We start from the raw sequence: 15,194 nt of genomic DNA on the forward strand, positions 1-15,194 counted from the left end.
AGTCATAGACGAAGATCGGCGGGTTCGGCTCGGCCGGTGCGTCGGAGGCGGTGCCGGGCGCGGCAAACATCAGCGGCGTGTCGTCTTGCGAGATCTCGCGCATCGGCACACGGATGTCGGGGCGCGAGCCTTCGACATAGACTTTGCGCGAGTTGGGCAGCGGGGCAATCGCCGCCTCATCAACGTGGGCGCTTGAGGCGAGGAATTTTTCGTTGGCATTCATTCTGAGGCTCTCCGGGTTGAGGCGCTGGGGGAGAGTCGGAACGGGCGCCGGCAGGGGGGCCGGCACGTCGTTTCCCTTCGCCGGCATGACCCGGATCAGGTTCCAAGGGACTCTCTCAGCCGCATCGGCGGCACCCCCAACGAACCCCGTCAAGGTAAAGGAAAAGCAAGTGTCCGGCAACTGTCGTTCAGGACATTCTTGGCTTCCGTGCCGGGCGTGCGGGAGAGAACGATGCCTGTCAATCGCTAGTTCTGGTGCGCCTTGCCGCGCTGCCACAAGGCATGAAAGTGATGCACTGGCCCGTGGCCTTTGCCAACGCTGAGTTGGCCGGACTGGGCGATGGCGCCAAGCAGGTAGCGGCGGGCGTCAAGCACCGCTGCGTCGACCGGGCGGAACTCACGCGTGCGCTGCGGCAGCAGGGCGGCAATGGCGGAGGAGAGTGTGCAGCCGGTGCCGTGGGTGTTGGGGGTGTCGATGCGCGGGGTGGGCAGTTCGACCATGCGGTCGCCGTTGAAGAGCAGGTCGACCAGCTCGTTGCCGGGCAGGTGGCCGCCCTTGAGCAGCACCCAGCGCTCGCCACTGTGCGGCAGCATGTCGCGCAGGCGTTCGGCGGCGCGGGTCATTTCCTTGACCGACTCGGGCGCGCGGGCATCGAGCAGCACGCCGGCTTCGGGCAGGTTGGGGGTGAGCATGAACACCTGCGGCAGCAAGGCCTCCTTGAGCATGGACACGGCCTCGCGGGCGAGCAGGTGGTCGCCGCTCTTGGCGACCATCACCGGGTCAAGCACCACGTTGTCGGGCTGGTAGCGCGCGAGGCCTTCGGCCACGGTGCGCACGATGCCGGCGGTGCCGAGCATGCCGATCTTGACGGCGTGAATCGCCACATCGTCAAACAGCGTGTCGATCTGCAGTTTGAGGAAGTCGGTTGGTGGGGTGTGGATGCCGGTGACGGCGGTGGTGTTTTGCGCGGTGAGCGCGGCCACGATGCCGCAGCCGTAGGCGCCCAGCGCCGAGAAGGTCTTCAGGTCGGCGAAGACGCCGGCGCCGCCCGAGGGGTCGATGCCGGCGATGCTCACTACATTGGGGATACGCGATGTCATGCGGTGTCCTCGGTCACGGGTTCAAGAAATCAGCGTATTTGCCGAAAACCGGATTATCCCCTTTATGCAAGGGCGAGTTGTTCGGAGATCAGGTCATGAAGCATCGCATCCTCTTTACCGTGATGGCGCTGGCAGTTGCATTGCCGGCCGCTGCCGCCGACTGGGCGATGATCGTCAAGGACAAGACGCGGCGGATCGAGATCGATCGCGACAGCGTGCTGCAGTCCGACCCCGGCACCAAGGTGGCGTGGGGGCGCATTGTGTTGTCTGCCCAGGATGCCGAAGAGGCGGGCTATTCGACGGTGAAGGCGCTGAACCGCTACGACTGCAAACGCCGCAATTTTTCGACGATCAAGCGGGTTTATCTGGACGCGGCCAACCATGTGATTCGTGAGGAGCGGGTGACCGAGGAGCGCATCATCGAGGTCAATCCGCGCAGTGTGGATGAAGGCCTGTGGCGCGAGGTGTGCCGGCCGCCCGCTGCGATGGATGTGGCCTCGCTGGCCGAGGCGGCGAGCAAAGCCGCGGCCGCACAAAAAACAAGGCCAGAAAAGAACGCCCCGGAAGCGGCTTCCGTGCGACACGCCGATCAGACGCGGGCGGCCGACCAGCAGCCGACCACGACGCAGGTGGCAGATTCGCATGCGGCCGCGCCGCATGCACCGGCCCCTGTCGTCGAGCACGCGGCGCCGGCTGCCAAAGCCCCGCAAACAACCGCGCTGCCGGCCGACCAAGTGGAAGTGCAAACGCTCGGCAAGGGCCAGTCCCTGCTTCCCCCCATTCCCAGTTTTGGTCCCAAAACGCCGGCCGCGCCCATGGCCGAGTCGCCGGAGGCCAAGCCGACGATGCCTGACCCGGTGGCGGCGCCCACGCCGGCGCCCAAGCCCGCGCCAGTGGTTGTTGCGGCACCCGTGGTGAAGCCGGCGCCGCCGGTGATGCGTGCTGCGCCAAAACCCGCACCGAGAGTGGTGCGCGCGTCGCGGCCCAAGCCGGCCGCGATCAAGGTCGCCATGCTCGAAGAGACGCATGAGCCGAGCACGGCGGAAGTTCACAAATCGATTCACTGGGATTACGAAGGGGTAGGTGGTCCGGCCCGTTGGGGGCAGCTCAATCCGGCGTGGAAAACCTGCGACACCGGCAAGCGACAGTCGCCGATCGACATCCGTGACGGTATCCGGGTCGATCTCGAGCCGATCAAATTCGACTACGTGCCGACCTACTTCCGCATCCTCAACAACGGCCATACAGTGCAAGTCAGTGTCGGGCCGGGCAACACCATGTCGGTGATGGGGCGGACTTTCGATCTGGTTCAGTTCCACTTCCATCGGCCGTCCGAAGAACGCGTGAATGGTCGCGGCTTCGACATGGTCGCGCATCTGGTGCACAAGGATCTGGATGGCCGTCTGGCGGTGGTGGCCGTGCTGATCGAGCGCGGCGAATCGCATCCGCTGGTGCAGACGCTCTGGAACAATCTGCCGCTGGAAAAGCATCACGACTATGCGCCGGCGGTGTCAGTCAATGCCGCCGAACTGCTGCCGCAAGCGCCCGAGTACTACACCTACATGGGGTCGCTGACCACGCCACCGTGTTCGGAAGATGTGCTGTGGATGGTGATGAAGCAGCCGATCACGCTGTCGTCCGAACAGATCGCGATCTTCCAGCGCCTGTACCCGATGAACGCACGGCCGGTGCAAGCCGCCAACGATCGCCTGATCAAGGGCTCGCGGTAATCGGAGGGGGGCGGGAGCCCTCACGAACAGGCGCCGGCACAAGGTCGTCGGCCGTCGGGTGGGCGGCTCGCCGCCCACCATCGTGAATCATGACAAACGCTGCCTGGTGGGCTGTAAAGCCGACCACCGTGCGGGGTGAATGCGCCGATTTGCAGCGAGGTCGGAGCCGGCCGCGACTGCGCTAAATCGCCGAAAACTGATCCCCCAGAAACCGCTCCAGCCGCGGATCGTCTGAAAACGCCACATTGAAGCGTATCCATGGGCTCGCCTGCATCTGCGGCCGAAACACCTTGCCCGGCGCCAGCATGATGCCGACGTTCGCCGCACGGGTGGCCAGCGGCGCCGTGTCTTCGAGCGCCGGCTGGCGCGCCCACACGAAAATGCCGCCGCGCGGCTCGTGATACACCGTCATGTCCAGCCGGTCGAGCATGCGCAGTGTCCGTGACGTGGCCTGCTGGATGCGCCCCTGAAGGCGCTCGACATACTTGCGGTAGTGGCCGTCGGTGAGCATCTGATACACCAGCTGCTCATTGAATTCCGAACTGCTCACGCAGGTGAGCGTCTTCACATCGGTGAACTCGGCGGCCAGATCCGGCCGGGCGGCGATGAAGCCGACCCGCAAACTGCCCGACAGTGTCTTGCTGAAACTCCCCACGTAAATCACCCGATCGAGTTGGTCGAGATTGGCCAGACGGGTCGTCGCGCGTGGGTGCAGGTCGGCGTAGGTGTCGTCCTCTATGACCAGAAAATCGTGCTTGGCCGCCAGTTGCAGCAGGCGGAAGGCGTTGGGTGGCGACAGGTTGGCGCCGGTCGGGTTGTGCAGCACGGAGTGGGTGAAGAACACCCGCGGCTTGTGATCGACCAGAAGCGCTTCAAGCGCCTCGGTGTCGGGGCCGTCGGCGTTGCGCGGCACACCCACCAGCTTGGCGCCGAGCAGGCGCAGATTGCCAAAGAAATTGAAGTAACCCGGGTCGTCGACAAATACCGTATCGCCGGGTTTGATCAGGTGCCGTGCGACGGTGTCGAGCGCCTGTGTGGCGCCATGGGTGAGCACGATCTGTTCGGGTGGTGCGCCGATGCCGAACTCCGCCAGCCGGATCTGCAATTGCTGGCGCAGCGGCAAATAGCCCTGCGCCGTGCCATAACCGGTGACGCGCGCGTCGGCGCGACGCCCCAGCGCGCGCAGGTGGCGGCGCAGTCCTTCCTGATCGAGCCAGATTGAGGGCAGCCAACCGGCGCTGGCTTTGAGAATGTCGGGGGCGTCGTCGAGGGCGCGGCGCATCAGCCACGCCACGTCGACTGCGCGGTCGGGGACGACCGGGCGCTTTTCGCTGGGCGCGGCGGCGCGTGGCGCGACATAGAAACCCGAGCCGCGACGCGAATGCAGATAGCCCATGGCGACCAGTCGGTCGTAGGCCTCGACCACCGTGAAGCGACTGACCTGCTGCATCTGGGCCAGACGGCGAATCGGCGGCAGGCGCATGCCGGGGCGCAGGATGCGGTCGTCCACCTGGTGGCGGATCGCGTCAACGATCTGCTCGACCAGTGGCGTGGATTGGTCGGGGTCGATACTGAGTTGAAGCATCGGGGTTCTCCAAGGGGCCGCGTGCTCTTGTCGGGTGGCGCTGTGGCAGAAGTAAGTGTTTTGAAGTATCGGACAATTGTCAGGAATTGTCATTCGTAGAATAACGGCCTTCAAGACATGACGCACGAACGGCGGAGGCTCGCAAATGTTCAACCTTTGGGCGGCGGCGCCGTTATTCGGTGAGCCGCGCTGTTCGTGCGAAAACCAGCGGCAAGCATGGAGGCACGTCTTGCAGACAATAGTAAGAATCAAGGGGCTTCGGTGGCTGATTGCAAGCGGGCTTGTGCTGGCCGTTGCCGGTGTGCCTGCTGCAGAGCAGGCTGACCGTGCCGTTGCCGCGGTCAAGCAGCTGGTGGCGACCGGCGCGTTGCCTGCGGGGGCTGCGCTTCGCCTGACGGTCAAGCAGGGGAATCTGGCGTCCTTCCTGGGCGAGAATGAGCAGCTGAAGGCCGATTGGGAGCGCGCCACCGGGACGGAGATCGACGCGCGGATCATGCCTCAGCTCGCGTCCCGTGCGTTTATTCAGGACGATGACACGGTGGATCTAACCATCGCCCGCAGCAATGAGACGCCGGACCTCGTCAGCGAGGGGCTGATCATGCCGCTGTCGCCGTTGATTGAGCGCTTCGGCTTTGTGCTCCCCGATACGCCGCCGGATGGTTTTGTACATGTGCGCCAGCAGGCGTTGTTCAATGGGCAGGTCGTCGCCATTCCGGCCGATGGCGACGCGGCATTGTTGTTCTTGCGCCGGGACATGATGGAAGATCCCGCGCAGCAGGCCAGTTTCCTGGCCCGCTTCGGGCGGACGCTGGCGCCGCCGCGTACCTGGGCGGAGTATCAGGATCTGGTCGCGTTCTTCGATCGACCCGCCGAGGGCTTTTATGGCGCGCTTGAGCCGCGCGATACCCTGACCGGCTGGATGTACTGGATGCCCCGTTTTCTGGCGCATGCTCAGGTGGGGCAGCACCTGTTTGATGAGGCGATGCGCCCGACGATTGATTCACCCGAAGGGATCGCGGCGACCGAGTCGTATTTGGCCACGCTAGCGCACTCGCCAGCCGGCGTGCTGAAGCAGGGGAACGACTATAGCTTCACGCTTCCGCTGTTTTTGAGTGGTAAAGGCTTCTCGACGATCATTACAGTGGCGGCGGCGAAGCTGGCCAATACCCGGACCTCTCCGGTGTATGGCAAGGTGATGGCGGTGCCGATGCCGGGGCGCGTGGTGGCCGGCCAGACGGTGCCGCACCCGACGCTGATCTATGGCAACAATCTGGTGATACCGGCGCGTGCGAAGCACAAGACGCTGGCCTTCTTGTTTGCAATGTGGTTGACCGATCCGGACATTTCGGCCCGTTCCGTTGGCGTGGCTGGCGGTTTTACCGACCCCTATCGCTACCATCACTTTGACGACCCGAGAATACGCGCGGTGTATGGCGAGGCATTTCTTGATGCCGCCAAGGCGCAGTTGCCGTATGTTGCGCCCGCGGGGACCGGCTTGCCGGGCGACGCAGCCTACCTTGAGGCCTTGAGCGAGAACCTGTCAGTGGCTGCACATGGGCGTCAGTCGGCGGCGGCGGCGATGCACAATACTGCCCGCCAGTGGGAAGCGATCACCGAGCAGCGGGGGCGGCGGGCTCAGGTGGCGCATTGGCAGCGATATCGGGCTGCGTTGCCGGCGAGCGCATCACCCCGGCTTGCGCCGGTTCATTGAGTCGTTCAGGAATAGACATCCGATGCGTTTGAGACCCTCGCACGCCGGTATCACGCTCCGCACGCGGCTATTGATCAGTCTGGTCATGGTCTGCGCCGTGGTGCTCGCGCTGCTGGGTATGGCGGGGCTGATTTCCACGCAGGCCACGGACCGTGCGCAGGCGGTGCTCGATGCCCAAATCCAGCCATTGGTGTTGCTCCACGGCTTGAAGACGCGTTTGCACCGGATTCGTGAAAGCGAGGTGAAGCTGGCGCTCACCGAAGACTTTTTTGCCGCCTTCTCGCGTCATGAACGTCTGGTTGCGGAGCGCAAGAACTTCGGTGAGGCACTGGCGGTTTTGTGCAACGCGCCCTCGGCGACGCCCGCACATGTGCTGGAGCGGGTCGAGGCGCTCTGGACGCAATACGACGAGGCGCTGGCCGCGCTCGGGCAGCCGGTAATGGAAATGCGGATGGAGGAGGTTGCGCGGATCGCAACATATGAAACCGCAAACCGTTTCGCGGCATTGTCCTCGGCGCTTGACCGTGTGGCCGAAGAGACCCGGCTGGCGGCGAAGGCGTCGTTTGAAGACGCCGCGCTGAGGCAGCACCGCCAGTGGCGGATCCTCAAGTTGATTGCCGCTCTCGGTACGTTGGCGTTCGTCCTGTGGGTGATGTGGTTGTGGCGTGCGCTGTTCGGGCGGCTGCTTGCGCTGAACACGGCGGCGACAGAAATGGCGACAGAGGGGCGCGCTGAACTCGACGTCACTGGCCGGGATGAGCTGTCGGCGGTGGCGTTGGCCTTCAATGCCATGCAGGCGCGCATTCAGGCGCGCGAGAGCGCACTGCGTGATGCACAGAGCGAGTTGGAAACCCGCGTGCTGCTGCGCACCAGCGAGTTGTATGACGTCAATACCCGCCTGTTGCGCGAAGCAGATGAGCGGCAGCGCGCAGAGCAGCAACTGGCCTTGCTGTCGAAGGCGGTCGAACAAAGCCCGGTCGGCATCGTGATCACCGACACCGGAGGCGTGGTGCGCTATGTCAATCCGGCCATGGAGGTCGTGTCAGGTGGTTCGCAGGGTGTGGCGGTGGGGCGCTTGGCCGGTGTGTTTGATCCGGCAATGAACTCGCCTGTGCGGGTGTCGGAGATGTTGCGCAGGCTCGAGGCCGGCGCCGACTGGGATGGGGAGTTGGAGGTTGGCCGGCCCGACGGATCGCGCTATTGGGCGCATGTTTCCCTGTCGCCCGTGGTGGAGCACACCGGGGACACCACGCACTATCTGGTTCTCAGTGAGGATATTTCCTTGCGCAAGGCGCAGGAGGCACAAATTCTCCATCGCGCGCATCACGACGCCTTGACCGATCTGCCGAACCGGGTGTTGGCGATGGATCGCTTGAATCAGGCCCTGCTGCATGCCGAGCGCCATGCCGGGCGGGCGGCATTGCTGTTCATTGACATGGATAACTTCAAGGTGGTCAATGACCGATTCGGTCACGAGATGGGTGACGCCTTGCTGGTCAATGCCGGCCAGCGGATACGCGGGTTGTTGCGGGCCGGAGACACTGTGGCGCGTCATGGCGGAGACGAGTTTCTGATCATTCTCGATGATGTTGGCGGCGCCGACGTCGCAGCCAGTGTGGCCGAGGGGGTACGTCAGGCTTTTGCTGCGCCTTTCGATGTGGGCGGGAATGAAGTGTTTGTCACCCTCAGCATCGGGGCCGCGCTCTATCCCGATGACGGTGTTTCGGCCAGCGTTTTGTTGCGCAACGCCGATTTGGCCATGTATCAGGCCAAGGAAGCCGGTCGAAATAGCTGGCGCTTTTTCGAGTCCCGCCTGCACGAGGCGACCCAGGCCCGCGTGGAGATCGAGACTTGCTTGCGGGGCGCGTTGGAGCGGGGCGAGTTCCGTCTGGTCTACCAGCCGGTGGGTGACACGGCGAGTGGGCGGATCTTCGGTGCCGAGGCGCTGATCCGCTGGGACTCTCCTGTGTTGGGCGCTGTGGCACCTGATCGTTTCATCGAAATCGCTGAGCGAACCGGTCTGGTCGTGCCGATCGGCGACTGGGTGCTCGAGACGGCTTGCCGGCAGGCCGCGCAGTGGCAGCGCGAGTTCGATCCGGGCTTTCACATTGCGATAAATGTGTCGCCGCGCCAGTTTCGCGCGGATGATTTTGTTTCGCGCGTCGCGCAGGTGCTGGCGCAACAGGGCGTCGCTCCGCATACCTTGATGATCGAAGTCACCGAGGGTTTGCTCCTGCATGATCATGACGAGGTGCTCAAGGCCTTCGAGGCACTGATTGCCGTGGGCGCGCGGCTTGCGATGGACGACTTCGGTACCGGATATGCCTCGCTGCGTTATCTCAAGCATTTTCCTTTCCATACGGTGAAGATCGATCGTGAGTTTGTGCGCGATATCGGCAATGACCCCGATGACCGTGTGCTGGTCGATACCGCCATTCGCATGGGAAAAAGCCTGGGGCTTTCCGTGATTGCCGAGGGGGTGGAGACCGCAGACCAACTGGCCATCCTGCGCGGCTTCGACTGCGATCTCATCCAGGGCTACTACTTCAGCAAACCCCTGTCTGCCGAGGGCCTGCACGCCGTGCTGGCGAAGGCGTTGGTCGCGCCGCAGCACCTCATCAATCCTGCCTGAGCGCCTTCCCTTTGCTGCGGTTTCGTACCCTGCGTCCGGGGGCGCTGTGGCGGCGCGTGCCGAGCGCGGTGCGCGTCTGCGATCGGCCCGTTCGTCGGCTTTCACTCAGTTTTCACTTGCATTGCACGCCTCATCTTGGTAAATAACTGACTGGTCAGTTATTAATTGGCTTGGCATGTCTGGCATTGCGATATTTGCGCGGGGGATGGGTGTTGGCCGATCAAGTGGAAAAGAAGGCGCCGGTACGTCGGCGTAAAGAGGCCCGCCCTCAGGAGTTGACGACAGCGGCCTTGTCGTTGTTCGTCGAAAAAGGCTTTGCGGCGACGCGGCTGGACGAAGTGGCGGCGCGGGCGGGGGTGTCGAAGGGCACGCTGTATCTGTACTTCGACAGCAAGGAGGCCTTGTTTCTGGCGGTGATCCGTGAGGGTATCGTGCCGATCATCGAAGAGGGTCGCAAGTTGCTGGTCGCGCATGCCGACGACCCGGTGCGCATGCTGCGTGAATACCTGTTTGGCTGGTGGGCTTTGTTTGGCGACACCGAACTCGGCGGCGTGCCGAAGTTGATGACCTCGGAGGCGCAGAATTTTCCCGAGGTGGCGCAGTACTACGTGCGCGAGGTGATTTTGCCGGGCAAGGCACTGATGCGCGAAGTGCTTGATCGTGGCGTAGCCAAAGGCGTGTTCCGCCAGACGGACAGCGAGCTGGTCACCCATATTCTGATGGCGCCGCTCTTGCATCTGGCGTTGTGGCGGCACTCGTTTGCGGTGTGCTGCCAGGTGCCGGACATGGATCCGAACGCCTATCTCGAGAGTTTTTTTGATCTGGTGCTGAAAGGTCTGGCGGCGACGCCGGAAGGGGGCAAGTAATGCAGCGTGCTGTGGTGGTTTCCTTGTTGGTCGGCGTGGCGCTGGCCGGATGCTCTGCTCCCGAGTCCGAGCCGCTTCCGCCGGCCACGGTGCTTGTTCAGACGGTGGCGCCCGAGGCGGTGCAGACCGGGCGATATTTCACCGGTGAAATCGTGCCACGCCATGCGACCGATCTGGGCTTTCGGGTGGGGGGCAAGCTGGTGGCGCGCGCGGTGGACGTGGGCAGTGTGGTGAAAAAGGGGCAGGTGCTGGCACGGCTGGATGCCGAAGATACGCGGCTCGGTGCCAGCGCGGCGCAGGCCCAACTGGCGGCGGCGCAGTCGGAGTTGACGCTCGCGCAGGCTGAACTGGCGCGGGTGAAGGCGCTGCGCGCACAGAATTTCGTGAGCGATTCGGCCGTCGATACCCGGCGAACCACTCAGGCGGCGGCTGCGGCGCGGGTGAAACAGGCCGGTGCGCAGGCGGTGCTGGCGGCAAATCAGAACGAATACACCACTCTGGTGGCTGACGTGGATGGCGTGGTGACCACCGTGCGTGGCGAACTCGGCCAGGTGCTGGCGGCCGGTCAGCCGGTGCTGACGCTGGCACAGGATGGCGCGCGTGAAGTGAAGATCGCGGTGCCCGAAGGTCATGTGGCGCAGATGCCGGTGGGCACGCCGGCACAGGTGGCGTTGTGGGCCGACCAGAAGACCGTGCTGCCGGCCGTGGTGCGCGAAGTGTCCCCCGCGGCAGACCCGCAGACCCGGACGTATCTGGTCAAGGTCGAGGTCAAGGCCGAGGCGGAGAATCTGCCGCTGGGCGCGACGGCCACGGTGGCGTTGGCCGGCGAGGCGGCGCCGGGCGTGGTGCTGCCGTTGCGGGCAGTGGGCGAGCGTGACGGCCGGTCGGTGGTGTGGGTGTTTGATGCGGCGACCGAGTCCGTGTCGCCCGTGCCCGTGACCGTGACGCGCTTCGATGAGCGCGGCGCCCATGTGGCCACAGGTATCGCGCCGGGTGCGCAGGTGGTGGTGGCCGGGGTGCATCTGCTGCGTCCGGGGCAGACCGTCAAATCTAAAGCGGTGACCGACGCCGTGACGCTGGATGCCAAGCGATGAGGCATTTCAATCTCTCCGAATGGGGCCTGCGCCATCAGACGATGGTGCTCTATTTCATGCTGATGCTGACCCTGATCGGCTTGCTGGCCTACAAAGGCCTGGGCCAGTCAGAGGATCCGCCGTTTACTTTCAAGGTGATGGTGGTGCGCGCCGAATGGCCGGGCGCAACGGCGGCGGAAATGGCCGAGCAGGTGACCGACCGCATCGAGAAGAAGCTGCAGGAAGTCACCCAGGTGCACTACATCCGCAGCTACTCCAAGCCGGGTGAGGCGCTGATTTTCTTCGCCGCCCAGGATTCGACGCCGCCGGATGAGATGGACGGCATCTGGTATCAGGTGCGCAAGAAAATCGGTGATATGCGCCACACGCTGCCGAGTGGCGTGATCGGGCCGAGTTTTAATGATGAGTTTGGCGACACCTTTGGCAATGTGTTTGCACTGCATGGCGAGGGCCTCGGCTACGGCGAACTCAAGCGCTATGCGGAAGCCGTGCGGGCGGAGTTGTTGCAGGTGCCCGATGTGGCCAAGGTGAGCTTCATCGGCGAGCAGTCGGAGCGGGTGTTCATCGAATTGTCGAACACCAAGCTGGCGACTTTCGGGCTGAGCTTGAACGATGTGACCGGTGCGCTCGCGCAGCAAAACGCCAAAACCAGCGCCGGATTTTTCGAGACCGACGAGGAACGCATTTATCTCCGCCCTGACGGCGACTACGCCGATCTGGACGCAATTCGCGCGACGCTGATTCGCGCCGGTGGGCGGAGCTTTCGACTCGGCGATGTGGCCGAGGTGAGCCGGGGCTATCAAGACCCGCCGGGCGACCGCATGCGCTTCATGGGCAAGCAGGCCTTCGGTATCGGGGTGTCGATGCGCGCGGGCGGCGACATCATTGCGCTGGGCCGGCACCTGGATGAGGCGGTGGCGCGGATTGAGTCGCAGTTGCCGGTGGGGGTCGAGCTGGCGCGGGTGGCCGATCAGCCGCGCGCGGTCCAGCGCTCGGTGAACGAATTCGTCAAGGCGCTGGCCGAGGCGGTGATCATTGTGCTGGTGGTGAGCCTGGTCAGTCTCGGGCTGCGTACCGGCATCGTGGTGGTGGTGACCATTCCGGTGGTGCTGGCGATCACCTTTTTGTGCATGCGTGAGTTCAACATCGGCCTGCACAAGATATCGCTCGGCGCGCTGATCCTGTCGCTCGGCCTGCTGGTGGACGACGCCATCATCGCGGTCGAAATGATGGCGACCAAGATGGAGCAGGGCTGGGACCGGGTGCGCGCGGCGAGCTATGCCTACACGTCTACGGCCAAACCGATGCTGTCGGGCACGCTGGTGACCGCGGCCGGCTTCTTGCCGATCGCCACGGCGGCGTCGAGCACGGGCGAGTACACCCGATCGATCTTTCAGGTGACGGTGATTGCGCTGTTGATTTCGTGGGTGGCGGCGGTGGTGTTCGTGCCCTACCTCGGCTTCCATCTGCTGCCGGATTTTTCGAAGAAAAAGAAGGCGAAGGACGGCCGCATGGCGCGAATCGTCGGGCGCATTTCGCCGGCTGCGGGTCGTTGGCTGGCAGCCAAGGCGACGGCTGCGCCGGCGCATCATGATGAGTATGCGATCTACCACACCGCCTTCTACAACCGCTTTCGCAAGCTGGTGGACGCCTGCGTGCGTCGCCGCTGGTGGGTGATCATCGCCACGCTGGCGATCTTTGCTGGCTCGATCGGTGTGTTCCGCCATGTGCCGCAGCAGTTCTTCCCCGACTCCACGCGGCCCGAGCTCCTGGTTGATCTGGAGTTGCGCGAGGGCGTATCGCATACGGCGACCGATGCCGTGGTACGCAATCTCGAAGCCCTGCTCGACACGTCTGACGGCATCGAAAACTATGTCGCCTACGTGGGCGCCGGCAGCCCGCGTTTCTACTTGCCGCTGGACCAGAAGCTCGCGCAGACCAACTTCGCGCAATTCGTGATTCTGACGACCGGGCCGGAGGCGCGGGAAGCACTGCGCCGCCAGTTGATCGACCATTTTGCCAAGGACCCGTCGGGGATGGTGGCAGTGGTCAAACGACTGGAGAACGGGCCGCCGGTGGGCTTCCCGGTGCAGTACCGGGTGAGCGGGCCGGATTTTGCGAAGCTGCGTGAGATCAGCCATCAGGTGGCCGATCACCTGCGTGAGCAAAGCGCCTTGTCGAACGTGCATCTGGACTGGGAGGCGCCGTCCAAGGTCGTGCGTCTGCGCATTGATCAGGAAAAAGCGCGGCTGCTGGGGCTGTCGTCGGCGCAGATCGCCAGTTTTCTGAGCACCTCGCTGCATGGCATGACCGTCACCGAATATCGCGAGGCGACCGAAACCATCCAGGTGCGCTTGCGTGGTGCGGCGGCGGAGCGCACGCATTTGTCGTCGCTGCCCGATCTGGCCATTCCAGTGGCTGGTGGGCGCTCGGTGCCCTTGGCGCAGGTGGTGACGCCGGAGTACGGCTTTGAAGATGGCGTGATCTGGCGTCGCGACCGAGTGCCGACCGTGACCGTGCGCTCGACCTTGTATGGCACGCGTCAGCCGGCGCAGATTGTGGCGGCCCTGGCCCCCGCGATCGCCGACATTGAAGCCGCGCTACCGCTGGGTTACCGGATTGCGGTGGGTGGCGCAGTCGAGGAAAGCGCCAAGGGTGGCGCCTCGGTGGCCGCCGGCATGCCGCTCTTTCTGGTGGTGGTGATCACCGTGTTGATGATTCAGCTGCAAAGCTTTTCGCGGGTGGCGATGGTGCTGCTGACCGCGCCGCTGGGGCTGATCGGCGTGACCGCGTCGCTATTGCTGTTCAACAAGCCCTTCGGCTTCGTGGCCATGCTCGGCACCATCGCGCTGTCGGGCATGATCATGCGCAACTCGGTGATTCTCGTGGACCAGATTCGTCAGGACATGGAGGAGGGGCGTGGGCCATGGGAGGCCATCGTCGAATCCACCGTGCGCCGCTTCCGACCGATCATGTTGACCGCGGCGGCAGCCATTCTGGCCATGATCCCGCTGACCCGCAGCGCCTTCTTCGGGCCGATGGCGGTAGCGATCATGGGCGGCCTGACCGTGGCGACCGCGCTGACGTTGATTTTTCTGCCTGCGCTGTATGCCGCGTGGTATCGCGTCAAACCGGAGGCGGCGGCATGAAGTTTGCTCAGCTGAAGCCGCGCGGCAGCGCAGCAACTGCGCTAAAATGCCAGCGTTTGCGCCTATCTCATAAATTAGTATGTGCTAATATACGCACAGGGAGCCGATGATGGATTTTGAACGCGCGCGCTTCAATATGGTTGAGCAGCAGGTACGTCCTTGGGATGTGCTGGATCAGGACGTGCTTGAGTCGATGATGACCGTCAAGCGCGAGGAGTTCGTGCCTGCCTCGCACAAGGCCTTGGCGTTTTCGGAGGCGTTGATCCCCATCGGCTGTGGTCAGGCCATGTTGTCGCCGGTTATTGAAGGCAAGGTGCTTCAGGCGCTATCGCTGAAGCCGACCGACAATGTGCTGGAAATCGGCGCCGGCTCGGGCTATTTCGCCGCCTTGCTGGCCTCGCGTGCCGACTGGGTGCGCAGCATCGAGATCGAGCCCGAACTTGCCGCGCTGGCCGCGGCCAATCTCAAGGCCGCTGGCGTCGAGAACGCGGTGGTTGAAGAAGGTGACGGCGCCGAAGGCTGGCCCGCACGTGCGCCCTACGATGTGATTGTGGTGTCAGGGGCCATGCCGGAAATGCCTGCCGCGCTCAAATCGCAATTGAAAGTCGGTGGTCGCTTGTTTGCCTTCATTGGTGAGGGACAGATGATGGTCGGCCGCCTGGTGACCTGTATTGGCGAAGGTCAGTACGAGTCGGTCGATGTGTTTGAAAACGTGGTGCCCGCGTTGCGCAATGCGCGCCGGGCCGATGCCTTCCGCTTCTGAGGACACGCCATGCGCCAGATGCTCCCGACCGAACTCAAGGACTGGCTCGACGATCCGGCGCGAGAGGCGCCGGTGTTGCTGGACGTGCGCGAGCCGTGGGAGTTCGAGTTGTGTCATCTGGCGGGATCGCAGCTGATGCCGATGTCGTCCGTGCCGGCCCGTATCGACGAGCTCGACTCCACCGCTGACATCGTGGTGATCTGTCATCACGGCGGCCGCAGCATGCAGGTGGCCATGTTTCTGGCGCAACGCGGCTTCGGTCAGGTCATCAACCTGGCTGGCGGGGTTGCTGGCTGGGCCGCGCAGGTTGATCCGGCCATGCCCCAGTACTGAACAAGCCT

The 15,194-nt window shown here is 64.0% G+C and carries 10 protein-coding genes, 1 pseudogene and 1 riboswitch; of the genes and pseudogenes, 8 read left to right on the plus strand and 3 right to left on the minus strand.

The features are described 5' to 3' along the window. Positions 1–223 (minus strand): annotated as a pseudogene (locus FHP91_RS13260) (hypothetical protein); the annotation flags it as partial. A gap of 55 nt (positions 224–278) precedes the next feature. Next, a riboswitch (TPP riboswitch) is annotated at positions 279–371 on the minus strand. A gap of 97 nt (positions 372–468) precedes the next feature. Further along, positions 469–1,323 (minus strand): bifunctional hydroxymethylpyrimidine kinase/phosphomethylpyrimidine kinase, encoded by an 855-nt coding sequence (thiD, locus tag FHP91_RS13265; RefSeq protein ID WP_144310051.1) that lies wholly within the window; start codon positions 1,321–1,323, stop codon positions 469–471. Between the two features lie 95 nt (positions 1,324–1,418). On the opposite strand from thiD, the gene FHP91_RS13270 reads away from it, so the two are divergent. Next, complete coding sequence (locus tag FHP91_RS13270) at positions 1,419–3,053, plus strand: carbonic anhydrase (protein ID WP_144310052.1); 1,635 nt, start codon at positions 1,419–1,421, stop codon at positions 3,051–3,053. Positions 3,054–3,234: 181 nt separating this feature from the next. Here the strand turns inward: FHP91_RS13270 and FHP91_RS13275 are convergent, their stop codons facing one another. Next, positions 3,235–4,638, minus strand: coding sequence for an aminotransferase-like domain-containing protein (locus FHP91_RS13275; RefSeq protein ID WP_144310053.1), 1,404 nt, complete (start codon positions 4,636–4,638; stop codon positions 3,235–3,237). Positions 4,639–4,867: 229 nt separating this feature from the next. Here FHP91_RS13275 and FHP91_RS13280 point away from each other — a divergent pair, with 229 nt between their 5' ends. The 7 genes from FHP91_RS13280 (at position 4,868) to FHP91_RS13310 (ending at position 15,186) form a co-directional block, all read left to right on the plus strand. After that, positions 4,868–6,349 (plus strand): ABC transporter substrate-binding protein, encoded by a 1,482-nt coding sequence (locus tag FHP91_RS13280; RefSeq protein ID WP_144310054.1) that lies wholly within the window; start codon positions 4,868–4,870, stop codon positions 6,347–6,349. 22 nt (positions 6,350–6,371) lie between these two features. Further along, positions 6,372–8,981 (plus strand): EAL domain-containing protein, encoded by a 2,610-nt coding sequence (locus FHP91_RS13285; RefSeq protein WP_186301547.1) that lies wholly within the window; start codon positions 6,372–6,374, stop codon positions 8,979–8,981. 212 nt (positions 8,982–9,193) lie between these two features. Next, on the plus strand, positions 9,194–9,847 hold the full coding sequence (locus FHP91_RS13290; protein ID WP_144310056.1) for a TetR/AcrR family transcriptional regulator: 654 nt from the start codon (positions 9,194–9,196) through the stop codon (positions 9,845–9,847). Beyond that, positions 9,847–10,941, plus strand: coding sequence for an efflux RND transporter periplasmic adaptor subunit (locus FHP91_RS13295; RefSeq protein ID WP_144310057.1), 1,095 nt, complete (start codon positions 9,847–9,849; stop codon positions 10,939–10,941). The genes FHP91_RS13290 and FHP91_RS13295 overlap by 1 nt, the downstream gene beginning before the upstream one ends. Beyond that, positions 10,938–14,090: an efflux RND transporter permease subunit gene (locus FHP91_RS13300; RefSeq protein ID WP_144310058.1), complete on the plus strand. Its 3,153-nt coding sequence runs from the start codon at positions 10,938–10,940 to the stop codon at positions 14,088–14,090. Before FHP91_RS13295 ends, FHP91_RS13300 begins: the two co-directional genes overlap by 4 nt. A gap of 109 nt (positions 14,091–14,199) precedes the next feature. Next, positions 14,200–14,853 carry a protein-L-isoaspartate O-methyltransferase family protein gene (locus tag FHP91_RS13305; protein ID WP_144310059.1) on the plus strand — a complete coding sequence of 218 codons (654 nt, stop codon included), beginning with the start codon at positions 14,200–14,202 and terminating at the stop codon, positions 14,851–14,853. A 9-nt stretch (positions 14,854–14,862) separates the two neighbouring features. Next, positions 14,863–15,186, plus strand: a complete 324-nt coding sequence (locus tag FHP91_RS13310; protein WP_144310060.1) for a rhodanese-like domain-containing protein — start codon at positions 14,863–14,865, stop codon at positions 15,184–15,186. Positions 15,187–15,194: the final 8 nt, after the last annotated feature.

Source organism: Denitromonas halophila (assembly GCF_007625155.1).
GTDB classification, from domain to species: Bacteria; Pseudomonadota; Gammaproteobacteria; order Burkholderiales; family Rhodocyclaceae; genus Nitrogeniibacter; species Nitrogeniibacter halophilus.

What these genes read in the sequence shown, in the direction of transcription:
- thiD (WP_144310051.1), bottom strand. Translation starts at nt 1,323, where the DNA reads ATGACATCGCGTATCCCCAATGTAGTGAGCATCGCCGGCATCGACCCC.
- FHP91_RS13270 (WP_144310052.1), top strand. Translation starts at nt 1,419, where the DNA reads ATGAAGCATCGCATCCTCTTTACCGTGATGGCGCTGGCAGTTGCATTG.
- FHP91_RS13275 (WP_144310053.1), bottom strand. Translation starts at nt 4,638, where the DNA reads ATGCTTCAACTCAGTATCGACCCCGACCAATCCACGCCACTGGTCGAG.
- FHP91_RS13285 (WP_186301547.1), top strand. Translation starts at nt 6,372, where the DNA reads ATGCGTTTGAGACCCTCGCACGCCGGTATCACGCTCCGCACGCGGCTA.
- FHP91_RS13295 (WP_144310057.1), top strand. Translation starts at nt 9,847, where the DNA reads ATGCAGCGTGCTGTGGTGGTTTCCTTGTTGGTCGGCGTGGCGCTGGCC.
- FHP91_RS13300 (WP_144310058.1), top strand. Translation starts at nt 10,938, where the DNA reads ATGAGGCATTTCAATCTCTCCGAATGGGGCCTGCGCCATCAGACGATG.
- FHP91_RS13305 (WP_144310059.1), top strand. Translation starts at nt 14,200, where the DNA reads ATGGATTTTGAACGCGCGCGCTTCAATATGGTTGAGCAGCAGGTACGT.
- FHP91_RS13310 (WP_144310060.1), top strand. Translation starts at nt 14,863, where the DNA reads ATGCGCCAGATGCTCCCGACCGAACTCAAGGACTGGCTCGACGATCCG.